The sequence below is a fragment of the Gemmobacter aquarius genome (genome assembly GCF_003060865.1).
Taxonomy (GTDB): Bacteria; Pseudomonadota; Alphaproteobacteria; order Rhodobacterales; family Rhodobacteraceae; genus Paragemmobacter; species Paragemmobacter aquarius.
Window position 1 is genome coordinate 549,320 of the sequence record NZ_CP028918.1, and the last position, 22,403, is coordinate 571,722.

Genomic DNA, 22,403 nt, shown 5'->3' on the forward strand with positions numbered 1-22,403 from the left:
GGGCAAGAAACGACGAAATGCGACGATTTTTAGCTGTCGCGGGTCAGGGCGTTCGGATCAATCAGGTAGCGCTGGGCCAGGGGAATGGCCGCAGCGCCCAAGGCGCGGGCATCGGCCCCGACCGTGCCTTGCCGCACCTGTGGCGGCTCGACACCCGAAAGGTCAAGCCGCATCAGGGCGTTACGGGTGCGCTCTGTCAAATCGGCGCGGATGCATGCGGGCATCCAGCCGTCGATCATCACGGCTTCAAGCTCGATCAACGCGGCAGCAGAAAGGGCGGCATAAGCGATGCCTTCGGCAGCCTGATCGAGCCAGTCGTTCAGGATCGGCGTGGAAACGCGCCATTCGGCGTGCTGCTGCCACAGGTGGTCCGAGCTTTCGCCCGCCGCCTCCATCGCTTCGGACAGGCGCGACATCGAGGCGACATCGAACAGGCGTTGTAGGGTGCCATCGGGTCCGGGAACCGGCATGGGCCCCACGCCGCCCGCGTTGCCGGTGCGTCCGGTGAAAAGCTGGCCGTTGAGCACAAGCCCGCCGCCGATGAAGGTTCCAAAGTAGAAATACAGGAAATCCTTGGGCTTTTCGCCGGTGCCGAACACGAGTTCCGCGCCGCAGGCGGCGGTGGCGTCGTTTTGCACATGGACGGGCATTCCGGCGATGGCGGCGATTTCGGCCTGCACGTCGCGGTCGCGCCACTGGTCCATCTCGGATTGCGGTGCGCCGATGTAGCGCACCCAGTTCCAAAGCTGGAAAGGCATGGCAATGCCCATGCCGCCGACCCGGTCGCGGTGTGCGGGGGGAAGGGTTGCCAGAACGGCGGGTAAGGCGCGGGTGACGAAGGCCACGACATTGCTGGGGGTGGGGTAGCGGTAAACCTCGCGACGGGTGGCGCGGACCTGACCGAGGAAATCGACCAGCATCAGGTCGGCCGAGCGGCGGCCGATCTTGAGACCAAGGAAAAACGCCCCTTCGGCGGCAAGCGACATGGGCACCGACGGCTGGCCGATGCGGCCGCGCACCGGTTCGCCGCGCAACAAGAGGCCCTCGGTTTCGAGGCTTCGCATGATCACGGAAACGGTCTGGTTCGACAGGCCGGTCATCCGCGCGATATCGGATTTCGACAGCGCCCCCTGCTGGCGCACCAGCGAAAGCACCAGCCGTTCGTTGTGCGCCCGCATGCCGGACTGGTTCGACCCCCGCAGGCTGCCAGCCTCGGGTGCCGGACGATCCGTCACCGGTTCGGCCACCTGTCTCAATTGTCCTCCCAAGGGCTATGCCGCCCTTTCTCCATCCTCAAATTGAGGTGGAAACCGGCGGGCTGTCAATAATAATTCAGAGTGATTTAATTATCTTGACGCAAGCGGGGGAATCAGGTTTCCTTCCGCTTGTCGCTGTGGGGGCCCGCGCCTCTGCCGGCATTCAACATAGGGGTGAACCCCTGATTTTCTTGGGAGGAAAATCGATGAAATTCAAAGCGCAAGCCCTTTGGGGCGTAGCTACGCTTGCCTTGATGTCGGCCGCTCCGGTGATGGCTCAGGACGTTTCGGCCTGCCTGATCACCAAGACCGACACCAACCCCTTCTTCGTGAAAATGAAGGAAGGCGCCGAGGCCAAAGCGGCCGAGCTGGGTGTGACCCTGAAGTCCTATGCCGGCAAGGTTGACGGCGACCACGAAAGCCAGGTCGCTGCTGTCGAAGCCTGCGTGGCTGACGGCGCCAAGGGCATCCTGATTGCTGCTTCGGACACCAAAGCCATCGTCGACTCGGTCAAGGCCGCCCGCGACGCAGGCGTTCTGGTGATCGCCCTCGACACCCCGCTCGACCCGATCGACTCGGCCGACGCGACCTTTGCGACCGACAACTTCAAAGCCGGCCTGCTGATTGGCCAGTGGGCCAAAGCCTCGCTCGGCGATGCTGCCGCGACGGCCAAGATCGCCATGCTCGACCTGTCGATCAGCCAGCCGTCGGTTGACGTTCTGCGCGACCAGGGCTTCCTGACCGGCATGGGCATCGACACCGTCGACATCAACAAGTGGGGCGACGAAACCGACCCGCGCATCGTCGGCAACGAAGTGACCGCCGGTAACGAAGAAGGCGGCCTGAAGGCCATGGAAGCCCTGCTGGCCAAAGACCCGGAAATCAACGTGGTCTACACCATCAACGAACCGTCGGCTGCCGGTGCTTACGAAGCGCTGAAAGCTGCTGGCAAGGAATCGGGCGTTCTGATCGTTTCGGTCGACGGCGGTTGCCCGGGCGTCGCAGACGTCAAGGATGGCGTCATCGGTGCCACCTCGCAGCAATACCCGCTGCTGATGGCGTCGCTTGGCGTCGAAGCCATCGCCAAGTTCGCTGCTGACGGCACCAAGCCCGCACCGACCGAAGGCAAGGACTTCTTCGACACCGGCGTGGCGCTGATCACCGACAAGCCCGCCGAGGGCGTCGAGTCGATCGACACCGCCAAGGGTCTGGAACTCTGCTGGGGCTGATCCCTGCCTGACTGCGGCAGTTTTGCATCGCGGTTGATCGCGAAGCGGCTTGCAGCCATGATCTAACGCAAGGGCGGCCATCGCGCCGCCCTTGTCTTAACCAAGACTCGGAACTGACGGGTCTTTCGGGAGGGGAAAACGGATGGCATCGGAAGCCAAGGCGGCGACCAGCTACGAAGACGGCCTAAAGGGCGCGTCCGACAAGGTTGCAGAGTTCCACGAAGACACGAGTGCACTGAAGAAACTGCAGCATTGGCTGCACAAGACGCCCTCGGCGGTGCCGCTGATCGTGCTGGTTGCAGCACTGATCATCTTTGGCGTCGTTGCGGAGAACTTCTTCAAGGCCGGGACGCTTTCGGTCATTTTGCAGCAGATCGCCATCGTCGGCATCCTCGGCTGCGCGCAGACCATCGTGATCCTGACGGCGGGTATCGACCTGTCTGTAGGTGCCATCGCGGTCTTCTCGTCGGTGCTGATGGGGCAGATGACCTTCCGCTACGGTATTCCTGCGCCCGCCTCGATTGCCATCGGCCTTGCGCTGGGCACGGCAATGGGCGCTGTGAACGGCTGGCTGATCGCCAAGATGAAATTGCCGCCCTTCATCGTGACGCTGGGCACGTGGCAGATCCTGCTCGCATCGAACTTCATCTATTCCGCGAACGAGACGATCCGATCATCGGATATCGAAAAATCCGCTCCGGCGCTGCGCTTCTGGGGCAACGACGTGGTCTTCTTCGCCGACGAGGCCGTTAAGAATTCGGGCGTGAAGATCCTTTACGCCGTGTTTCTGATGATCGTTCTGGTGGCGATCATGGCCTATGTGCTGCGATCGACGGCTTGGGGCCGCTATGTCTACGCTACGGGCGACGATCCGCAGGCGGCGGAACTGGCCGGTGTGCCGACGGGCAAGGTGCTTATTCAGGTCTATGCCTTGGCAGGGCTGTTCTGCGCCATCGCGGGCTGGGTGATGATCGGGCGCTTCGGGTCGGTCTCGCCCACCGCATCGACGGGGCAACTCGGGAATATCCAGTCGATCACCGCCGTGGTGATTGGAGGCATCTCGCTCTTTGGCGGTCGCGGGTCGATCGTCGGCATGTTCTTCGGGGCGCTGATCGTGGGCGTTTTCGAAATGGGGCTGCGGCTTGTCGGTACCGACCCGCAATGGACGTTCTTCCTTATCGGCGCGTTGATCATTTTTGCCGTGGCCGTGGACCAATGGATCAGAAAGGTGGCTGGCTGATGGAACCGATCCTCAAAGGCACTGGCCTCGTTAAACGCTATGGCAGGGTTACGGCGCTCGACCATTGCGACTTCGACCTTTACCCCGGCGAGATCCTTGCGGTCATCGGCGACAACGGTGCGGGCAAGTCGACACTTATCAAGGCGATATCGGGGGCCGTGACACCCGACGAGGGCGAGATCCTGCTGGAAGGCAAGCCGATCAGGTTCGCAAACCCGATCGAGGCGCGTCAGGCAGGGATCGAGACGGTCTACCAGACCCTCGCCATGTCGCCCGCACTGTCGATTGCCGACAACCTGTTCATGGGGCGCGAGTTGCGCAAACCCGGGATCATGGGATCGGTGTTCCGCCAGCTCGACCGTCCAGCGATGGAGAAGTTCGCGCGCGAGAAGCTGAACGAGCTGGGTCTGATGACGATCCAGAACATCAATCAGGCGGTGGAAACGCTTTCTGGTGGCCAACGCCAAGGCGTGGCCGTGGCGCGGGCGGCGGCCTTCGGGTCGAAGGTCGTGATCATGGACGAACCGACCGCGGCGCTGGGCGTCAAGGAAAGCCGCCGCGTGCTGGAACTGATCCAGGACGTCAAGAAACGCGGGCTGCCGATCATCCTGATCAGCCACAACATGCCCCATGTTTTCGAGGTGGCCGACCGCATCCACGTGCACCGTCTGGGCAAGCGGCTCTGCGTGATCGACCCCAAGAAGCACACGATGTCGGACGCGGTGGCCTATATGACGGGCGCTAAGGTGCCCGACGAGGTCATGGCCTGAGTCCTGAGGCCTGAGGGCTTTGGCGGTATTGCAGGGGTGAAGGGGGGCGTCGGCCCCCCTTTGCCGTTGCCCCAGCCCAAGATTTTTCGGACGAAAAATCTTGGGCGGCGAGAAGATTTTTCGGTCGAAAAATCTTCGGGTGATGCGGGCGGGGGCCAAGATTTTTCTGGAAAAATCTTGGCGGGTCAGGGCGTCAGCGCCTTGCGCTGGGCGGCGCGGTCCTTGCCGAGTTTGCGTTCGCGCAGGATGATCAGGATGCCTGCGGTCACGACCAGCGCCGCCCCTGCCAACATGGTGCCGCTGGGCACTTCGGCAAAGACGAAATACCCGATGCCGATGGCAAAGAGCATCGAGGCATATTCGAAAGGTGCGACGAGCGAGGCATCGGCCTCGCGGTAGCTTGATGTCAGCAGGATCTGCCCGATCCCGCCAAGGATGCCGCAGCCGACCAGAAGTGCTGCCTCTTGCGGGGTGGGGATGACCCAGCCGAAGGGCAGGGTGACGAGCGAGAGGCCAGATGCGGTGACCGAGAACCAGAAGACCACCGTCGCCGTACGTTCGGTCTGCACCAGTTTACGGACGAAGACCTGCGCCAGCGCCGCAAAGACCGCGCCGCCGAGAACAAGCATCGCGCCGAGAGCCTCGGTCTGGCCCGCGCCGTCGCGCAGCACGGTCAGGCGGGGCGAGAGGACGACGAGCACGCCGGTCAGTCCTAGTGCGACGCAAGAGATGCGGAAGGCGCGGACCTCTTCGTTCAGGAACATTGCGGCGAAGACCACGGTCAGCAGCGGGGCTGCGTAACCGATCGCCGTGACTTCGGGCAGCGGCAGATAGGCGAGGCCCGCAAAGCCGAGGCCCATCGCAACGGTCCCGGCGAAGCCGCGCCAGACATGGCCCAAGGGGTTTGCCGTGCGAAACCCGGTCGAAAGCTCGCGCCGCAGGGCAAGCCACGCGACGATCACGGGTATGGCGAAAAACGAGCGGAAGAACACCGCCTGCCCTGCCGGAACGTGCTGGGCTGTGGCCTTGATCATCGACGACATGACGATGAAAACAAGGACCGAGGCGATTTTCAGGGCGATGCCGCGCAGGGGGCGCATTGAGAGTCTCGCTTTGGGTGTTTTCTCTATAGGGCCTATCCCGCCGCGCCGATAGGGCTGGACCGGTTGGAGCACGCAGGTCATCCTGTGCGAAAATGGAGAAACCGCGATGCGACCAACCGCCCCTCTTGCCGACCGTATCGATCAGGGACGTGGCCTTGTGCCCGCCGATCTGGTGCTCAAGGGCGGGCGGGTGTTCGATCTGGTCACGGGCGAGCTGGTCGAGACCGATGTGGCGATTTGCGGCGATACGATCGTCGGTGTGTTCGGCGGCTACAGTGGGCAGCGCGAGGTCGATGTGTCGGGGCGCGTGCTGGTGGCGGGGTTCATCGACACGCATCTGCATATCGAAAGCTCGCTGGTCACGCCTTTCGAATTCGACCGCTGCGTCTTGCCGCGCGGCGTGACCACGGCGATCTGCGATCCGCATGAAATCGCCAATGTCTGCGGGCTGGACGGGATCAGGTATTTCCTCGATGCCTCGGAACGCACCTTGATGGACATCAGGGTGCAGTTGTCGTCCTGCGTGCCCTCGACCCATATGGAGACGGCGGGGGCGCGGCTGGAAGCGGCGGACCTGATCCCGCTGATGGATCATCCCCGGGTGATCGGGCTGGCCGAGTTCATGAATTTTCCCGGAGTGCTGCACAAGGATGCAGGGTGCATGGCCAAGCTTGAGGCATGGCAGGGCCGCCATATCGACGGGCACGCGCCGCTTTTGCGCGGCAACGACCTGAACGGCTATATCGCGGCCGGGATATGGACCGAGCACGAGGCGACGAGCGCCGGGGAGGCGCTGGAAAAACTGCGAAAGGGAATGCGGGTGCTTATCCGTGAAGGGTCGGTATCGAAAGACCTGCACGCGCTGGTGTCTTTGCTAACGGAACGCCACGCGCCCTATCTGTGCCTGTGCACCGATGACCGCAATCCTTTGGATATCGGCGAGCATGGGCATCTGGATTACATGATCCGCACGGCGATTGCGCTGGGGGCACCGCCCTTGGCGGTCTATCGCGCGGCCAGCCTTTCGGCGGCGGAAGCCTTCGGGCTGAAGGACCGGGGTTTGATCGCGCCGGGCAAGCGGGCGGATATCGTGGTGATCGACACGCTCGAAGGGTGCAATGCAAGCGCGGTCTTTGCGGGCGGGGTCGAGGTGACGGATGCGGCCTTTGCCGCACGCAAGACGATTGAGCCGGTGGCGCGCCATTCGGTCAAGGCGCAGCGGGTCGAGCCGCACCATTTTCGCTGCGGTGGCAACAGGGTCGAAACACCGGTGATTGGCATCTTGCCCGGCAAGATCATCACCGAGCATCTGACCCATGAGATCGCGCCGACCGATGGCGACAAGCGGCCGGACCTTGCGCGTGACCTGCTGCGGATCGCGGTGATCGAGCGGCACGGGGTGAACGGCAATATCGCAACGGGCTTTGTCAAAGGGTTCGGGTTGAAGCGCGGGGCGATTGCTTCGACCGTGTGCCATGACCATCACAACATCGCCGTGGTCGGGGCCGATTACGCCGACATGGCGCTGGCGGCGAACCGTCTGGGTGAAATCGAGGGCGGGTTCGTGGTGGTCGAGGGCGGGCGCGTGCTTGCCGAACTGGCGCTGCCGGTGGCGGGGCTGATGAGCCTCGAGCCGTTCGAGGTGGTGCGTGACGGGCTGGTCAAGCTGCGTGCGGCGGCGGCGGGCTTGGGCGTCGTGCTGGAGGAGCCGTTTTTGCAACTGGCCTTCCTTGCACTGCCGGTCATACCGCATCTCAAGATCACCGATTACGGCATGGTCGATGTGGACAGGTTCGAGGTTATCCCCTGACACGCAGGCGTGATCGCCCCCGACCAAAGGGGGTGATGCGAAACGGTCATGCATCCGGCATAGGGTAAGAGCCACGGATTGGGCGGCGCGGGCAGACGCGCCGCGAAGCTGAGCTGAAGGACGACGCCAGATGGCGAGAGGCAGATCGATCGCGAAACGGTTCCGCAAGGGGGTCAATGGACCGGTTCCCGAGGGGAAGAAGCGGTTTTCACAAATCCTCGACGCGATCGGGGCCGATGAACGGCGCGACCGCGTGTCGGTGTCCGACCTGATGCGGGCGATGGACGCGCGGGCAGTGGCGGCGCTGATCCTGCTTTTTGCCTTGCCCAACGTCATTCCGGCGCCACCCGGCACATCAGCGATCCTTGGCTTGCCGCTGCTCTACCTCACGGCGCAGATGATGCTGGGCAAACTGCCGTGGTTGCCGGCCTTTATCGCCGATAGGTCGATGCTACGCAGCGATTATGTGTCATTCGTCGGGCGGGTCACGCCGCTGCTCGCGCGGGCCGAACGGCTGCTGAAACCGCGCTTCCTGTTCCTGACTTCGGTCAATGCCGAGCGTGTGGTCGGTGGCTTTTGCCTGTTTCTGGCCGTGGTGCTGGCCTTGCCGATTCCCTTGGGCAACATGCTGCCTGCGCTGGCGATATCGCTGATGGCGCTGGGCGTGCTGGAGCGGGACGGCGTCTGGGTCGTGCTGGGGGCGGCGGTGGGCGTGGGGTCGCTGATGATCGTCTGGGGCGTCGTCTACGCGCTGACCAAGGCCGCGATCTTTGTGCTTATGAACGCGTTCTGACCAAAAGTGCCCCCGCAAGCCGGGCTTGGGGGGCAAGTGCGGGATGATCATGGGAGCATCCCGGGTCGTCAGGTGGCGCGGCCCGCTTTCGGGGGCCGCGCAAGCTGCGTCAGTTCGCGGCGAGCCAGGAATTGAAACGCTCGTTCAGTTCCGAGTCGTGATCGACCCAGAATTCGTAGGACGAGGCGAGCGCATTGGTCAGGTTTGCCGCCGCCGTGGGCATGTGCGGGGCCATTTCGGTCTTGCCATCGTTGAACAGGCCGACAAATTCGCCCGAGGATTTGCGCGCCGGGCCATAGCTGATCCATTTCGCCTGTTCGGCCAAGGGCTTGGTGCCGGTCGCATAGGCCAGATACTTCTTGGCCGCTTCGAGGTTCGGCGTGCCCTTCGGGATAACGAACATGTCGTATTCATAGACCTGACCATCCCAGATGACCTGAAACGGTTTGCCCTCGTTCACGGCCGCCGCGAAGATGCGACCGTTGTAGGCGGTGGTCATGGCCACTTCGCCATCGGCGAGCAGTTGCGGCGGTTGCGCGCCCGCTTCCCACCAGATCGTGTCGGCCTTGATCGTGTCGAGCTTGGCGAAGGCGCGGTCGACCCCTTCGGGCGTGTCGAGCGTTGCGTAAACCTCGGCTGCGGGGACGCCATCGGCCATCAACGCCATTTCGAGGTTGGCTTTCGCGCCCTTCCTCATGCCGCGCTTGCCGGGGAATTTCTCGGTGTCGAAGAAATCGGCGATGCCGGTCGGGGCGGTGGGGAATTTGGTGGTGTCATAGGCGAAGACGGTCGAGAAGACGATGTTTGCAACGCCACAATCTGTCAGCGCGCCGGGCAGGAAATCTTCGGCGGCGGGCGTGCCATCGGGGGCTGCGGGCAGCGCGGAATGGTCGATGGTTTCGAGAAGCCCTTCGTCGCACATCCGCACGGCATCGGCATATTCGACATCGGCGATATCGATGGTGACGTTCTTGGCCTCGACCATCGCCTTGACCGGGGTGGCGGGGTTGTCGGCGTCGACCATGTTGACGGTCACGCCGGTTTCGGCGGTGTAGGGCTTGTTGTAGCCTTCGATCTGGCTGGTGGCATAGGCGCCGCCCCATGACATCAGCGTCACTTCCTCGGCCTGCGCGGCAAGCGACAGGCTGGACAGGGCTGTGGTCAGGACGATCAGTTTCTTGATGGACATATGGTTGCTCCCCTGAAGCGGTGATGACGAGACCTGAACGGCCTACTGATTCCGCAGACAGAGTTTGGAGCGGCGGCAGTGGAGGGCAGAGCATTGCACGCGCCCTGCGCCCTGCATTCATGCATAGTGCCTGCCATTAAGCCGGAATCGAAGCCAAGCGCACAACTTTTCCGCGAAACTTGGCTTCGCGGCAAACGGTCAGTGCAGGTCGAGCTTGGGCAGGCTGTGCGTGCTTTGGCGGTAGCGGCGCTCGGGCAGGGGCGAGTGAATCACCTGTACGTCGACGTTGTGCAACGCCTCGTAGGAGGCCGTAATGCGGGCAGAGGCGGGAAAGCCGGGCGCTTCGTCGACGAATTCGAACATCGCGCCGAAGGGCACACCGGGAAACGCGGGCACATCATAGCTGATGACGATCCGGACATAGACGTGCATCGAACAAGCCCTTTGCAAAGAAACCTTTTGCCGCTGGTCTTGACAGTCTAGGGCGCGTCGATGCTGCGCGCGATACGGCCAAAGGGCAGGCCGGGGTGTGCTTTCGACAGAGTGTCGCTGCGGCAGGGAAGGGTGGCAAGGGATCGCTTGGCGGGAAAATGCGTGTTGCAGGCGGGAAGGGCGCCACTTATCTTTCAGCTTGTTTTAAGGGAGTTGCTGATGGGTAGCGGCACGAGGCTTGCGGATGATCGTCCCGGGACGATCGTTTTCGGCACGTTGCTGTTGCCATGATGGCATTGGTTATATGAATTTGAAATCAGTGTTCTCCTTTCGTCGGGGCATGGCCGCAGGCGTGGCAGAGCCGTCCCAACCGGCGCAAGAGCTTACACCCTCCCACCTGATCAAGCGCGTCTTGCGCGAGAACGTCGGCAAGCAGCGGTGGCTTTATGCCGTGGCGATCTGCGCGATGGTTCTGGTTGCGGCCACCACCTCGGCAACGGCATGGATCATGGAGGCGATCTTCGACGTGCTTTCGGGCGCGACGGGGGCGCATGATCCCTTTGCCGTGTCCGTCGTCGTGCTGCTGATCTTTGCGATGAAGGGCATCGCCGGATATGTCCAGCAGGTCGCGCTAAGCCATGCGGGGAACCGCGTCGTCTCGCGCATCCAGAACAAGGTTTATACCAAGCTTCTGCGTCAGGACGCCGGATGGTTCGACGTGACCGAGTCTTCCACCATCATGATCTATGTGACGCACGGCGCCCAATCGGCGCGGCAGGTCATCGATATCGTCGTCACCTCGGCGACGCGCGATCTGTTGACGCTGATCGGGCTGGTGGCCGTCATGGTCTGGCAGAATGCACTGCTGTCGCTGGTCTTCCTGTTCATCCTTCCGGTGGCGCTGCTTGGGGTGCGGGCAGTGCTGGGGCAGGTCCGCAAGATCGCTGCTGCGGAACTCGGGTCTTTGGCCGAAATCACCAAGATCGTCGCCGAAACGTCGGCAGGGTTGCGGGTGGTCCGCAGTTTCGGTCTGGAGCGCATCCTTTCGCTGCGGATGAGCAAGGCCGTCAGGGATGTCGAAAAACGCTCGAATGCCATCGTGCGGCTGGAAAGCATCACTGTGCCGATGATGGATATCCTTGCAGGGGCGGCAATCGGGGCGGTCATTCTGGTCAACACACTGGGCGCCCAAACCGAAACGCCGGCGACGGCGGGCGAGGTCATGTCGTTCATAACCGCGCTTCTGATGGCCTATGAACCGGCAAAGCGGCTGTCGCGGGTGCGTGTCACACTCGAGGCGGCCTTTATCGGGGTGCGGTTGATGTTTTCGATTCTCGACCGGCCCGATGCGATTGCCGATGCGCCGGATGCGACCGGATTGGTGGTCACAGAGGGCAGCGTTGCGCTGCGCGGGGTGACTTTCCATTACGCTGCGAAACCGGTGCTGGACGGTCTTACGCTGGTTTTCCCGGCGGGCAAGGTGACTGCCATCGTCGGGCCCTCGGGCGGGGGGAAGTCTACGATCATGAGCCTGCTCTTGCGGCTTTACGATCCGCAAGCGGGATCGGTCGAGATCGACGGAACCGATCTGCGGGGTGTCACCCGCGGCTCGTTGCGGGCGAACCTGTCCTATGCGGGCCAGAACACCTTTCTTTTCTCGGCCAGCGTGCGCGACAACATCCGCATGGGGCGCGAGAACGCGACCAATGAAGAGGTCGAAGCTGCAGCCGCCAAGGCGCAGGCGCATGATTTCATCATGGCCCTGCCGCAGGGTTACGACACGCAGGTCGGGGAAAACGGAGCCTTCCTGTCGGGCGGGCAGCGGCAGCGTCTGTCGCTGGCGCGGGCGATGCTGAGGGATGCGCCGATCCTCTTGCTGGACGAGGCGACGAGCGCGCTCGACAACCACTCGGAGCGTCTGGTGCGCGATGCCATCGCAGCGACAACGGCAAGCCGGACCACAATCGTCATCGCGCACCGGCTTTCGTCGGTGCTGGTGGCGGACGAGGTCATGTATATCGAGGGCGGGCGTCTGGTCGAGCAGGGGCCGATCCAGCAGTTGCTTGCGGGCGACACGCGCTTTGCGCGACTGTTCCGGTCGGAACTCGATGGCGCGACGCCGGAACCGGATATTCTGGATGTCGCTTCGTGACCGGCGGTATCATCCGGGAACGCGTGAAACTTTACATTCGAACCGAACAAATTTAGGCATTGGAGAGACGGATGGGGTGTTTCGAAAGACACTGGTTTTCGGGCATCGCCAATCGCGGCAAAGACGGCAATCCATGCCGGACGTTCCGCGTGACCGGTTAATGAGTGAACGTTTTATGGAGTCCGCGCGGTCATGAGTGAAAAGAGACACACCTACGAGTACGAGATCGACAGGGACTCCGACACCGCACCCGCGCGTGTTTTGTCGATGGTCAAGCCGGGCAGCAAGGTTCTGGAAATCGGCGCGGGACCTGGGTCTATCACCCGGGTTCTGGTGAACGAAAAGAAGTGCACGGTCGTCGCACTCGAGGTCGAAGAGACCGCGCTGGAAAAGCTGCGCCAGATTTGCGGGACGGTCTATGCGTCGGACTTGAACAAGCTGGGCTGGAGTGCCGAGATCGAGGCCGCGCATGGCAAGTTCGACTATGTCATTGCCGCCGATGTGCTGGAGCATGTCTACAACCCCTCGGGCGTGCTTTCGGAAATGCGCGACCTGCTGAACGACACCGGGTCGGTCATCCTGTCCTTGCCGCATGGCGGGCATTGTGCAGTGCTGGGCTGTCTGGTGGACGAGGATTTCGAATATCGCGACTGGGGTCTTCTGGACCGGACGCATGTGCGCTTTTTCGGGATCAAGAACGTGCAAGAGCTTTATCGCGGGCAGGGGATGGCCATCGAAGAAGCGCAGTTCGTGGTCCGCACGCCCGAGATGACCGAATTCGTCGCTCGTTGGAAGCGGCTGCCCCAAGACGTGCGCGATGCCTTGCGGCGTAACCGCTTTGCCGATGTGTATCAGGTGGTAAGCCGTGCGCGGCCTGTTTTGAAGGTGGCCGCGCCGGTCGATCTGATGGAACAGACCGTGCCGCCGACCGCGCCCGCGATCGGGGATTACTGGGTTTCGGTCATGTCGGGGTTGCCGGTCGATCCGGCGCGCGACCTGCGGACGACCATCGTCGACTTTACGCCGCCTGCGCCTCCGCGCCGCAAACGGTTTCGCGGGTTGCGCCGGCTTTTTGCCAAGCTGCGGCTCAAGGTGAGTGGCTGAGCATGGGACAGGATGTCAAGGCGATTGCCTATTTTCTTACCCAGTTCCATCCGTTCCCCGAGAATGACGCATGGTGGGGCAAGGGTTTTACCGAATGGACCAATTCGTCCAAGGCCAAGCCGCTTTTCAAGGGGCATTATCAGCCGCATTTTCCGGCTGATCTGGGATACTACGACCTGCGGCTGAAAGAGACGCGGCACGAACAGATCAAACTGGCCAAGCAATACGGAATTCACGGGTTTTGCTATTACTACTACTGGTTTTCGGGCAAACGACTGCTTGAACAACCGCTCGATGCGATGTTCGACGACCCCGAGTCGGATTTTCCCTATTGCCTGTGCTGGGCCAATGAAAACTGGACGCGACGCTGGGATGCCGGATCGACCGAGATATTGATGGAGCAGAAATATCTGCCCATCGACGACACGCTGTTTATCGAGTCGATCGCCAAATACCTTGCCGACCCGCGCTATATCCGCTTCGAGGGAAAGCCGCTGCTGATCGTATATCGGCCGCAGCAGATGCCCGATGCCAAGCGCAGCGTGGCAGTCTGGCGCGAATATTGCCGCAAGGCGGGGATCGGCGAGATCCATGTCCGCGCCGCCCTGACGCATCGCAACCACACCTACAAGCAGTTCGATTTCGACGGGTCGGTAGAGTTTCCACCCCATAGCATGAACTGCGAGAACCTGTCGTCGCAGATCAGCTTTCACGGCCACTTCACCGGATATTGCCCCGATTACAAGGACGTGGCCGAGCAGTATCTGGAATACAGGTACGGCGAGACTGCGCTCGGGTTCCGGTCGGTTTTTCCGTCATGGGACAATACGGCGCGGATGGGTGATCGGGCGACGACGATCCTGAACGGGACGCCGGAAAACTATGAATACTGGCTGAAGCGGGCGGTCGAGGCGAGCCAGCGGGATTTTCCCGACCGCGAAAAGTTCGTGTTCATCAACGCATGGAACGAATGGGCCGAAGGCGCGCATCTGGAACCGGATCAGAAATACGGCCACAGGTTCCTCGAAGCGACAGCACGGGTGCTGCGCGGGGAATCGACCGTGTCGGGCTGGACGCACGTCGGGGTGCAAGATGACATGCGCCCCACGCCGGCCGAGGTCGAGGCGGTGGTTTACGTCCAATCGCAAAGCCGCAAGAAAAGCAAACTGAGCCGCGCCTTCCGCAAGCTGCGCGATACGCTGAACGGGCGCCGTTTCCGCTAGGTTTACGTGCCCGAGGTTCGAGTGAAATCCCGCCGCGCGGTTGACCGCGCGGCGGGGTTTCCATTGGAAGCCGTAGTTTTACTGGTCCATGTAGATGTGTTTTTCGGCCTTTGCGCCGGGATGGGTCACGGCACCCCAGCGGGCGCCACCGACGAGTTTGGCGAATTTCCAGATTGCGCCGGTTGCATATTGCGTGGGGCGGGGGCCTGACCATGCGACATGTCGGGTGGCGAGTTCACCGTCGCCCAGTGCGACCGAGATTTCCCCTTTGATCGCGTCGATGGTAACAAGATCACCGTTTCGCAACAGGGCGATGGGGCCGCCGTGGGCGGCTTCGGGGCCGACATGGCCGACGCAGAAGCCGCGCGTTGCACCCGAGAAGCGGCCATCGGTGATGAGTGCCACCTTCTTGCCCATGCCTTGGCCCGAAATGGCGGCGGTGGTTGCCAGCATCTCGCGCATGCCAGGGCCGCCTGCGGGGCCTTCGTTGCGGATGACGATGACTTCGCCTGCCTCGTAGGCGCGGGCGCGGACGGCTTCGAACGCCTCTTCTTCCGACTCGAAGACGCGGGCGGGGCCGGTGAAGACCTGCTCTTCTTCGGTCATTCCGGCGACCTTGACGATGGCGCCATCAGGGGCAAGGTTGCCGCGCAAACCGACGACGCCGCCGGTTGCGGTCAACGGCGTGGCGGCGGGGTAGATCACGCGGCCATCGGCATCGCCGCGGATGTCGTCAAGCTCTTCGCCCAAGGTGCGGCACGAGGCGGTGATGCAGTCTTCGTGCAAGAGGCCGAGTTTGCGCAATTCCTTGAGCACGACGGGGACGCCGCCCACTTCGTAAAGGTCTTTGGCCACGTATTTCCCGCCGGGGCGCAGGTCGCAGAAATAGGGCGTGTCGCGCATGATGTCGGTCACGTCGAAAAGGTCGAAGTCGATCCCCGCCTCGTGCGCGATTGCCGGAAGGTGCAGGGCGGCGTTGGTGCTTCCGCCGGTGCAGGCGACGATGCGCGCGGCGTTTTCAAGGCTTTTGCGGGTGACGATGTCGCGGGCGCGGATGTTCTTTTCGATCAGGCGCAGCACGGCCTCGCCCGAGGTGCGGCCGTAATGGTCGCGGCTTTCGTAAGGGGCGGGTGCGCCTGACGAATTCAGCAGCGCAAGACCCATCGCCTCGGAGACGCAGGCCATGGTGTTGGCGGTGTATTGCGCGCCGCAAGCGCCCGCGCCGGGGCAGGCAACACGTTCGAGGATGGCAAGTTCGGCATCGGACAGGTTGCCCGCCTGATGCTTGCCCACGGCTTCGAACACGTCCTGCACGGTGACGTCTTCGCCATGCAGGCGACCCGGCAGGATGGAGCCTCCGTAGATGAAGACCGAAGGCACATTCAGGCGGACCATCGCCATCATCATGCCCGGCAGGCTTTTGTCGCAGCCCGCCAGCCCTACAAGCGCGTCGTAGCAATGGCCGCGCATCGTCAATTCGACCGTATCGGCGATGGCATCGCGCGAGGCGAGCGAGGAGCGCATGCCCTCGTGCCCCATGGCGATGCCGTCGGTTACGGTGATGGTGGTGAATTCGCGCGGCGTGCCGCCTGCAGCTTTCACCCCCGCCTTTACCGCCTGCGCCTGCCGGTTCAGTGTGATGTTGCAGGGCGCGGCCTCGTTCCAGCAGGTGGCGACGCCGACCCATGGCTGATGGATCTCCTCCTCGGTCAGGCCCATGGCGTAGAAATAGCTGCGATGCGGGGCGCGTGCGGGGCCTTCGGTGACGTGGCGGCTCGGCAGGCGGGATTTGTCGATGCGTGCGGTCATATGGTCCTCTTTATGGGTTGCAAGCGGGGCAATGGGCGGGATCGGCTTGGCCGCTGCGGGGCTTGCGGGTAAGGAAGCCACATGCTGTGCAGCAAAGAAGATCGGCGGCGACAAGGCCTGTCGGAGTGCCGCAATCGCCGCAGGGCAGGCCGGGTTCGTTGCCGGTGCGGCCGAAGCCTGCGGCGGTGCAATCGGGGCAGGGGGTGGCAAGGCGGGCGGCGAGGCGTCGCGCAAGGCCTTCGATCACGGCCATCCGATGCGGGTTCATATGGGCGCGCATGTCGGTTTGCAGAAAGGCGCGGCCAGAGGTGGCATAGGCAAGGGCCATCGCCTCGGCCAGTGCCTGCGGATCGCGCAGACCTTTCGCGACGGGCACTGCGCCCATGGTCGGGGCGACGATGACCGCCGTGGCGGGAAAGCCGATACGGGTCAGGAAGCTTTCGGCCTCGGGCAGGGTGTGGGCGTGGCACTGGTCGTAGTTGGTGGCCGGATCGGTGACATGTTCGACGATTTCCCGCCCGCTTCCGGTGTCGAGCCAGAGCAGGATTTCCTGACCGAGGGGCAGGAAGGGCATGTGGGGATGCGGACCGTAAGAGCCTTCGCTGGCGATGGCGACAGGCAGGCCGGTCGCTTCGGCGGCGGCGCGGGCCTTGGCTCGGGCGGCGTCGAGCATCGTGCCCGTGCGTGCCACTTCGCTGGAGAATGTGCCGAAGCGGTCGGTGTCGATATCGGCACGGGTCAGGGCGATGCCAAGCGCCGCAAGCGGTAGCGCGACTGCCGTCTCTTTGCCGTGCATCGTTCCCAGCGCCACGCGACGCGGCAGTGCCATCGTCACAGCCCGTGCCAAAAGGCGGTCATCTGCCAGACCAGCGGAACGCCCGCCAGCAGCATGAAGGGAAAGGTGATCCCCAGCGAGGCCGTCAGATAGACCGACGGGTTGGCATCGGGAAAGGTCGCCCGCACGGCGGCCGGTGCGTCGATATAGCTGGCCGAGGCCGCGACGGTACCAAGCACGAAGGCCGAGCCCATCGGCAATCCCGCCAAGGTGGCCAGACCACTGACGACGAAGCCGTTCGCCATGGGCATCGCAAGGCCAAAGGCCAGCATCCGCCCGCCGACCCGCGCGAAATCCTTGAGCTGCCGCGCGGCGGTCATGCCCATTTCGAGCAGGAACAGCACGAGGACACCGCGGAAGAGATCGACGAAGAACGGCTCAACCTTGGCGAAATTAGCCTCGCCCGATGCCGCCCCGATCACCAGACCGCCGCCCAGCAACAGAAGGCCGCGGCCCCGCAGCGTCTCCATCAGGATCGAAGACAGGGCCACGCCTTGCGCCCCCTGCGCCCGTGACAGGGCAATCCGCCCGTAGAACAACGCGACGAGGATGCCCAGTTCCATCAGCGCGACAAGGCCGGTTACATAACCTTCCATCGGGAAGCCCGCAGCTTCGGCATAGGCCCGCGCCACGACGAAGGTGACCGAAGAGACCGAGCCGTAAAGTGCTGCCACCCCGGCGGCGTCGACGATCGACAGACCGATGATGTAGCGCGCGGCAAGAAAGGCCAGAAGCGGGATCAGCAAGACGATCGCTGCGGTCACGGTCACCGCGCCCATGACGTTGGACAGGTCCGCCGTCGCCAGTTCACGCCCGCCCTGGAGGCTGATGGAGAACAGAAGGAAGATCGCGAAGATGCGGATTACGGGTTCGGGGATTTCCAGATCGGACCGTATCAGGGTGGCGATGATGCCGAGGATGAAAGCCAGGGTGATGGGCGATACGAGATTTTCGATCAATATGGCATCCATGGTACGCCGCGCTCCGCTTAGGTGTCGCGCCCTTGTGCCGAAACGGGTTTGAAAAGAGAAACGCGAAGTTTACATTTGATTTATCATTTTTTCCGATAGGTTGCCGTGATGCATGATGTCGATACCGCTGTTCTACGCACCTTTCTCGCGCTAGCCGAAACCGGCAGCTTCTCGCGCGCGGGGGTAATGGTGGGGCGGTCGCAATCCGCCGTGTCCGAACAGATCCGCAAACTGGAAGAGTTGTTCGGGCGCACCTTGATCGAGCGGACCACGCGCAGCGTCCGTCTGACCGCCGAGGGCGAGCATCTGATGGCCCATGCCCGCGCAATGGTGGCACAGGCCGATGCGATGCTGGCCCGTTTCCGTGCCCCCGACATCGCGGGCGAAGTTCGCTTCGGCAGCCCCGAGGATTTCGCCTCGGTCTATCTTCCGGACATTCTCGGTGTATTTGCGGCGGCCCATCCGGCAGTGGAATTGCACGTCACCTGCCAGCTGACCCTACCGCTGGTCGAGGAATTCGAGGCCGGCGAACAAGACCTGATCATCGTCAAACAAGACCCGGAACGGCGCTATGCCGCTTCGCGCCCGTTGTGGCGCGAACGGCTTGTCTGGGTGGCGGCGACGTCGCTCGGGCAGGAGTTTTCCGGCGCGACGCGGGGGCCGTTGCCGCTGGTGCTTAGCCCTGCGCCCTGCGTCTATCGCGGCCGCGCCACGCGCACCTTGGAGGGCGCGGGCGTGACATGGAGCGGAATCTTCACCTCGCCTTCGTTTGCCGGACAGGTGGCGGCGGTGCGGGCGGGGTTGGGCTATGCCGTCATGCCCCGCGCGATGGTGCCGCCGGAACTGATCGTCCTGCGTGACTGGCCGGAACTCGCCGAGGTGGAAATCGCCCTGCTCGGGCAGGCGCGACTGTCGCCGGCAGCCTCGGCTTTGGCAGGCTTCATCGAGGAACGCGTGGCGCGACGGTAACTCGGGCGGTCCGGAATGCTTGGCTGCCGCGTTCGCCCCGAGGAATGCAAGCTATCCGCATGCGTCGGGATCGCGACAGGGTCAGGCCCCGTCCAATGGCATCATTGCGGCCAGACAGAGCAAGAGCTTTCACCCGTACCGCGCGTGTAGCTGATCTTACCGTGAATTACGCCGCGCTCTTCCATTTGAGCGGGTTGAGGTAAACGATCCGGTCACCGACACTTACCATGACTTCGCCATCCTGGACGTTGACCTGAAGTTTCATCGTACGGTTGGCCATTCCGGAAAGCGCGCCGGTGTCCTTTTCCGAGAAGCTGACCACCTCGAGGTTTCCGAAACGCGCAGCGCCGCCCTTCATCTTTTCCCACCAGATCTCGGCGGTTCTGCCGCCATAGGGATAGACGACCACCCTTTCGGCTTTGCTGCAGGACTGGCGCATCACCTTTTCGCTGGGAAGGCCGAGGGCGACCCAGACATCCAACTCGCCGCTCAGGCTTTTCTGCCAGATATCCGGTTCGTCATCCGTCGACAGGCCCTTGGTCATCTCGAGGCTTTCATGCGCGTTCAGCGCAAAGGCTATGATCCGCACCATCAACCGCTCGTCCGTTTCGGACGGGTGTTTGGCGACGGTCAGCTTGTGGGTTTCGTAATAGTGGCGGTCCATGTCCGATACGGACAGCTCGACCTTATAGATGGTTGCATTCTGCGCCATGTTCATCCCCGAAACCCGCAAGGCCCGGTGCTTATCCGGTCTTGCGGCATCTGGAAAGCACGAAGCCCTGCCGGGGGCGCAACGGCATCGGTCTTATGAGGCCCTGAAGGCCGGTGCAACCTCGTGTCCCAGCAACTCGATCGACCGTTGCATGGCACCCGTTTCCAGCATGGCCGAGCTCATCTGGAAGGTCAGGCGTGCGATGCCGCCGAGGGATTCGTTGGCGGCGCGTATCTTGTCGCGGACCGTTTGCGGGCTGCCGATCAGGAAGGCGCCGTGCGGGCCAGTCATCGCGTCGAACTGGGCGCGGGTCGCAGGGGGCCAGCCGCGTTCGCGGCCGATTTCGGTGAACATATGCGCCCAGCCGGGGAAGAAGGCGTCACGCGCCGCCGCGTCCGTGTCGGCGACGAAGCCCATCGCATGGATGCCGACCCGCAGGCTTTCGGGGGCATGACCTGCCGCGCGTCCGGCTTCGCGATAAAGCTCGACCAGCGGGCGGAAGCGGTCGAAACTGCCGCCGATGATGGCGACCATCAGCGGCAAGCCCAAGGTGCCGGCGCGCACGAAGCTTTGCGGGGTGCCGCCCACGCCAAGCCAGACGGGCAGCCGCGCCTGATGCGGGCGCGGGTAGACGCCTTGGCCCGTCAGCGCGGGGCGGAATCGTCCCTGCCATGTAATGTCGGTGCTGTCGCGCAGCTGCAAAAGCAGGTCCAGCTTTTCGGCAAAGAGCGCGTCGTAATCCTCAAATGCGAAGCCGAACAGGGGATAGGCCTCGCCGAAAGAGCCGCGACCGACGACGATTTCGGCACGCCCCTTCGAGATCAGGTCGATGGTGGCGAATTCCTGAAAGGTCCGCACGGGGTCGGCCGCACTCAGCACCGTCACGGCACTGGCAAGCCGGATCGTCTTGGTTCGCGCCGCTGCCGCGGCAAGCAAGACGGTGGGGGCGGAATCGAGAAACTCCTTGCGGTGATGCTCGCCGATCCCGAAAACGTCGAGACCCACGCGATCCGCCGTTTCTACCTCGTCCAGCAAGGCCGCGATGCGGTCAGCCGGAGCGACGACTTCCCCCGTCGCGGGGTTGGGTATGGTTGCTGCAAAGCTGTCGACGCCGATTTCCATAGGTTATCCTTGCACTGTCTACTTGCCTCGGGCCATTGGGCATCGAAGCTGTCGTTTCGCAAAAGCGAGCCACCGCATCATGGCGATGGCTCGCAGGTCTACCTGTATCAGACCTTGACGAAAGCCCCGGCCGCAAGCGGGCCGAAGGGCAGTTCGGCAAGCGGGGCGCCCACATCCAGCGGGCCGAGGTCGACGGCAAAGAAGCCCATCTTCCCGAGCAATCCGCCGACCTGCGCCTTGGCATCGGCATCGTTGCCCGAATAAAACAACACGCGCTGCCCGCCGCCCGTTTCCGGTTCGACCAAGGCGCTTGTGTCGAGGTGGTTGAACGCCTTTACCACGCGAGCACCGGGCAGCAGGTCGACGATCACCTCGCTCGAATGGCTGCGGCCATGGGCAACGGGCTTGATGCCATAGGCTGCCAGCGGGTTGTTCGGGTCCGACCGCTCCGGCGAATCCGGCGCAAGGAAGGCGACGGGGTTCGTCGCGTCGATCACGATCCGCCCCTGCCAAGCGGGCAGGGTTTTCAAGACCGCCTCGGCATCCGACCAGCGCAGACCAAGTACCACGATATCCGCGCTGGCCACTTGGGCCAGCGTGCCCGCCGTCAGGGTCGGCCCGACCTCGGCGACGAGTCCGGCAAGCGAGTCCGGCCCCCTGCTGTTCGCGATGGTGGCCGCGATTCCCGCCTTGGCAAAGGCCCGTGCGACGTTGCTGCCAAGTGCGCCTGCACCGATGATTCCGATTTTCATGTTACTCTCCGTGTTGCAAAGCAGGGCGATCTTGGCCGTTCCGACAGCGCCCTGATTGCTGCCGTTCCGGATTAAGTATATGTGTACAAGGCACACTTACATTTATGAGCGAAAGATAACCGGCGTTGTCATGTGTCGACGCTCGGGTTCACCGACGCGGCAGTATTTTCCGGCCTGACGTCGATGACGCCCAGCGCGGTCAGGATATGCGAGGCGATGATGAAGCGGGTGCAGATGGGCATGGCGTTAATCCGTTTATGTGTCAGCATCACTATGACATATATTTGGTACCGTCAACACCATTCGACGAGAATTTTCAAAAATCTGAAAATTGTCCGGTCAAGCCGCTTCGCGGGGTCGACACTTGCCGATCACTCTCCCCGACGACCATCTTCGAGATGCGTCGACTGCCAGTTTGCCTGTTTACAGAAGTTCGAGCAGCGACTTGGAGTAATGCTACACCTTGTTATCCCGACCGAAGAGCCGACATTCTTGCCGGAGCGCGTTCAGGCAGTGAGGATCGCTGATCATGAAGCGATTGAAGTCGCCGGCGTCGATGTTGTGCTTGGCGAGCATCTCGAAGAACCTTCGTCGCCAAGGCTGTCATGACCCTTGCGGACCGAGTCACGGGCGCCGTGGGTTCAAGCCCATAGGCAAGGGATGGGCTTTGTCGCCAGCATGATCCTCACCCGGTTCGACCGGAAAATCACGAGCAGGCCCGAAGTGCCATGGCCAGTTCTGCAACCCGGGCTGTTGGTGTGGCACCATCCAGCCTGTGCCGCCACAAACTCCACAATTCCCACGGCCTCCAAACTGCGCTCCCGATGCATTCCAAACGACACCTCCCGTGAAAATCTCCACATGAGGGCGCATCGCAGCTTACGGATCCATCGGGAAGGTGGTGTCAGAACAGGGCTTACCAAGGCGTGATC

General features: G+C 62.9%; 19 protein-coding genes. 9 read left to right on the forward strand and 10 right to left on the reverse strand.

Annotated elements, in window-relative coordinates; translation table 11 throughout:
- Positions 1-29 precede the first annotated feature (29 nt).
- Complete coding sequence (locus tag HYN69_RS02695; RefSeq protein WP_407925243.1) at positions 30-1,256, reverse strand: ROK family transcriptional regulator; 1,227 nt, start codon at positions 1,254-1,256, stop codon at positions 30-32.
- Positions 1,257-1,510: 254 nt separating this feature from the next.
- On the opposite strand from HYN69_RS02695, the gene HYN69_RS02700 reads away from it, so the two are divergent.
- The 3 genes from HYN69_RS02700 (at position 1,511) to HYN69_RS02710 (ending at position 4,495) form a co-directional block, all read left to right on the forward strand.
- The gene (locus HYN69_RS02700) at positions 1,511-2,485 is read left to right on the forward strand and encodes a sugar ABC transporter substrate-binding protein (protein WP_230426539.1); all 975 of its coding nucleotides are present in this window, start codon (positions 1,511-1,513) and stop codon (positions 2,483-2,485) included.
- Between the two features lie 142 nt (positions 2,486-2,627).
- On the forward strand, positions 2,628-3,725 hold the full coding sequence (locus HYN69_RS02705) for an ABC transporter permease (protein WP_108434386.1): 1,098 nt from the start codon (positions 2,628-2,630) through the stop codon (positions 3,723-3,725).
- On the forward strand, positions 3,725-4,495 hold the full coding sequence (locus HYN69_RS02710) for an ATP-binding cassette domain-containing protein (RefSeq protein ID WP_108434387.1): 771 nt from the start codon (positions 3,725-3,727) through the stop codon (positions 4,493-4,495). Before HYN69_RS02705 ends, HYN69_RS02710 begins: the two co-directional genes overlap by 1 nt.
- A 185-nt stretch (positions 4,496-4,680) precedes the next feature.
- Here the strand turns inward: HYN69_RS02710 and HYN69_RS02715 are convergent, their stop codons facing one another.
- Entirely contained in the window at positions 4,681-5,595 is a 915-nt protein-coding gene (locus tag HYN69_RS02715) for a DMT family transporter (protein WP_108434388.1), read from the reverse strand.
- Between the two features lie 109 nt (positions 5,596-5,704).
- Between HYN69_RS02715 and ade the strand changes: the two genes are divergently transcribed.
- On the forward strand, positions 5,705-7,408 hold the full coding sequence (gene ade, locus HYN69_RS02720; protein WP_108434389.1) for an adenine deaminase: 1,704 nt from the start codon (positions 5,705-5,707) through the stop codon (positions 7,406-7,408).
- Between the two features lie 130 nt (positions 7,409-7,538).
- Complete coding sequence (locus HYN69_RS02725) at positions 7,539-8,201, forward strand: exopolysaccharide biosynthesis protein (protein WP_108434390.1); 663 nt, start codon at positions 7,539-7,541, stop codon at positions 8,199-8,201.
- A 109-nt stretch (positions 8,202-8,310) separates the two neighbouring features.
- On the opposite strand, the gene HYN69_RS02730 is transcribed toward HYN69_RS02725, so the two are convergent.
- Both HYN69_RS02730 and HYN69_RS02735 read right to left on the reverse strand, forming a co-directional pair.
- Entirely contained in the window at positions 8,311-9,390 is a 1,080-nt protein-coding gene (locus HYN69_RS02730) for an ABC transporter substrate-binding protein (RefSeq protein WP_174213594.1), read from the reverse strand.
- Positions 9,391-9,588: 198 nt separating this feature from the next.
- Positions 9,589-9,822 carry a hypothetical protein gene (locus HYN69_RS02735; RefSeq protein WP_108434391.1) on the reverse strand — a complete coding sequence of 78 codons (234 nt, stop codon included), beginning with the start codon at positions 9,820-9,822 and terminating at the stop codon, positions 9,589-9,591.
- Between the two features lie 340 nt (positions 9,823-10,162).
- On the opposite strand from HYN69_RS02735, the gene HYN69_RS02740 reads away from it, so the two are divergent.
- From HYN69_RS02740 to HYN69_RS02750, 3 genes are all read left to right on the forward strand, one after another.
- Positions 10,163-11,974, forward strand: a complete 1,812-nt coding sequence (locus HYN69_RS02740) for an ABC transporter ATP-binding protein (protein WP_108434392.1) — start codon at positions 10,163-10,165, stop codon at positions 11,972-11,974.
- 192 nt (positions 11,975-12,166) lie between these two features.
- Entirely contained in the window at positions 12,167-13,078 is a 912-nt protein-coding gene (locus HYN69_RS02745) for a class I SAM-dependent methyltransferase (protein WP_108434393.1), read from the forward strand.
- A gap of 2 nt (positions 13,079-13,080) precedes the next feature.
- Positions 13,081-14,301 (forward strand): glycosyltransferase WbsX family protein, encoded by a 1,221-nt coding sequence (locus tag HYN69_RS02750; RefSeq protein WP_108434394.1) that lies wholly within the window; start codon positions 13,081-13,083, stop codon positions 14,299-14,301.
- 78 nt (positions 14,302-14,379) lie between these two features.
- On the opposite strand, the gene ilvD is transcribed toward HYN69_RS02750, so the two are convergent.
- From ilvD to HYN69_RS02765, 3 genes are read right to left on the reverse strand one after another with little or no spacing between them, the layout of a single operon-like run.
- Positions 14,380-16,110: a dihydroxy-acid dehydratase gene (ilvD, locus tag HYN69_RS02755; protein WP_108434395.1), complete on the reverse strand. Its 1,731-nt coding sequence runs from the start codon at positions 16,108-16,110 to the stop codon at positions 14,380-14,382.
- 10 nt (positions 16,111-16,120) lie between these two features.
- The gene (locus HYN69_RS02760; protein ID WP_108434396.1) at positions 16,121-16,939 is read right to left on the reverse strand and encodes a DUF6671 family protein; all 819 of its coding nucleotides are present in this window, start codon (positions 16,937-16,939) and stop codon (positions 16,121-16,123) included.
- Positions 16,940-16,941: 2 nt separating this feature from the next.
- Complete coding sequence (locus tag HYN69_RS02765; protein ID WP_108434397.1) at positions 16,942-17,916, reverse strand: sodium-dependent bicarbonate transport family permease; 975 nt, start codon at positions 17,914-17,916, stop codon at positions 16,942-16,944.
- 108 nt (positions 17,917-18,024) lie between these two features.
- Between HYN69_RS02765 and HYN69_RS02770 the strand changes: the two genes are divergently transcribed.
- Positions 18,025-18,885, forward strand: coding sequence for a LysR family transcriptional regulator (locus HYN69_RS02770; protein WP_108434398.1), 861 nt, complete (start codon positions 18,025-18,027; stop codon positions 18,883-18,885).
- Between the two features lie 166 nt (positions 18,886-19,051).
- Here the strand turns inward: HYN69_RS02770 and HYN69_RS02775 are convergent, their stop codons facing one another.
- The 3 genes from HYN69_RS02775 to HYN69_RS02785 all read right to left on the reverse strand — a co-directional run bounded on the left by HYN69_RS02775 (position 19,052) and on the right by HYN69_RS02785 (position 21,471).
- Positions 19,052-19,597 (reverse strand): YaeQ family protein, encoded by a 546-nt coding sequence (locus tag HYN69_RS02775; protein ID WP_108437000.1) that lies wholly within the window; start codon positions 19,595-19,597, stop codon positions 19,052-19,054.
- Between the two features lie 93 nt (positions 19,598-19,690).
- On the reverse strand, positions 19,691-20,719 hold the full coding sequence (locus HYN69_RS02780; RefSeq protein ID WP_108434399.1) for an LLM class flavin-dependent oxidoreductase: 1,029 nt from the start codon (positions 20,717-20,719) through the stop codon (positions 19,691-19,693).
- Between the two features lie 107 nt (positions 20,720-20,826).
- Positions 20,827-21,471 carry an NADPH-dependent F420 reductase gene (locus HYN69_RS02785; protein ID WP_108434400.1) on the reverse strand — a complete coding sequence of 215 codons (645 nt, stop codon included), beginning with the start codon at positions 21,469-21,471 and terminating at the stop codon, positions 20,827-20,829.
- Positions 21,472-22,403: the final 932 nt, after the last annotated feature.

Excerpts from the sequence above, each read along its gene's own strand:
- HYN69_RS02700 (WP_230426539.1), top strand. The coding sequence starts at position 1,511 with ATGTCGGCCGCTCCGGTGATGGCTCAGGACGTTTCGGCCTGCCTGATC.
- HYN69_RS02705 (WP_108434386.1), top strand. The coding sequence starts at position 2,628 with ATGGCATCGGAAGCCAAGGCGGCGACCAGCTACGAAGACGGCCTAAAG.
- HYN69_RS02710 (WP_108434387.1), top strand. The coding sequence starts at position 3,725 with ATGGAACCGATCCTCAAAGGCACTGGCCTCGTTAAACGCTATGGCAGG.
- HYN69_RS02715 (WP_108434388.1), bottom strand. The coding sequence starts at position 5,595 with ATGCGCCCCCTGCGCGGCATCGCCCTGAAAATCGCCTCGGTCCTTGTT.
- ade (WP_108434389.1), top strand. The coding sequence starts at position 5,705 with ATGCGACCAACCGCCCCTCTTGCCGACCGTATCGATCAGGGACGTGGC.
- HYN69_RS02725 (WP_108434390.1), top strand. The coding sequence starts at position 7,539 with ATGGCGAGAGGCAGATCGATCGCGAAACGGTTCCGCAAGGGGGTCAAT.
- HYN69_RS02730 (WP_174213594.1), bottom strand. The coding sequence starts at position 9,390 with ATGTCCATCAAGAAACTGATCGTCCTGACCACAGCCCTGTCCAGCCTG.
- HYN69_RS02735 (WP_108434391.1), bottom strand. The coding sequence starts at position 9,822 with ATGCACGTCTATGTCCGGATCGTCATCAGCTATGATGTGCCCGCGTTT.
- HYN69_RS02740 (WP_108434392.1), top strand. The coding sequence starts at position 10,163 with ATGGCCGCAGGCGTGGCAGAGCCGTCCCAACCGGCGCAAGAGCTTACA.
- HYN69_RS02745 (WP_108434393.1), top strand. The coding sequence starts at position 12,167 with ATGAGTGAAAAGAGACACACCTACGAGTACGAGATCGACAGGGACTCC.
- HYN69_RS02750 (WP_108434394.1), top strand. The coding sequence starts at position 13,081 with ATGGGACAGGATGTCAAGGCGATTGCCTATTTTCTTACCCAGTTCCAT.
- ilvD (WP_108434395.1), bottom strand. The coding sequence starts at position 16,110 with ATGACCGCACGCATCGACAAATCCCGCCTGCCGAGCCGCCACGTCACC.
- HYN69_RS02760 (WP_108434396.1), bottom strand. The coding sequence starts at position 16,939 with ATGGCACTGCCGCGTCGCGTGGCGCTGGGAACGATGCACGGCAAAGAG.
- HYN69_RS02765 (WP_108434397.1), bottom strand. The coding sequence starts at position 17,916 with ATGGATGCCATATTGATCGAAAATCTCGTATCGCCCATCACCCTGGCT.
- HYN69_RS02770 (WP_108434398.1), top strand. The coding sequence starts at position 18,025 with ATGCATGATGTCGATACCGCTGTTCTACGCACCTTTCTCGCGCTAGCC.
- HYN69_RS02775 (WP_108437000.1), bottom strand. The coding sequence starts at position 19,597 with ATGGCGCAGAATGCAACCATCTATAAGGTCGAGCTGTCCGTATCGGAC.
- HYN69_RS02780 (WP_108434399.1), bottom strand. The coding sequence starts at position 20,719 with ATGGAAATCGGCGTCGACAGCTTTGCAGCAACCATACCCAACCCCGCG.
- HYN69_RS02785 (WP_108434400.1), bottom strand. The coding sequence starts at position 21,471 with ATGAAAATCGGAATCATCGGTGCAGGCGCACTTGGCAGCAACGTCGCA.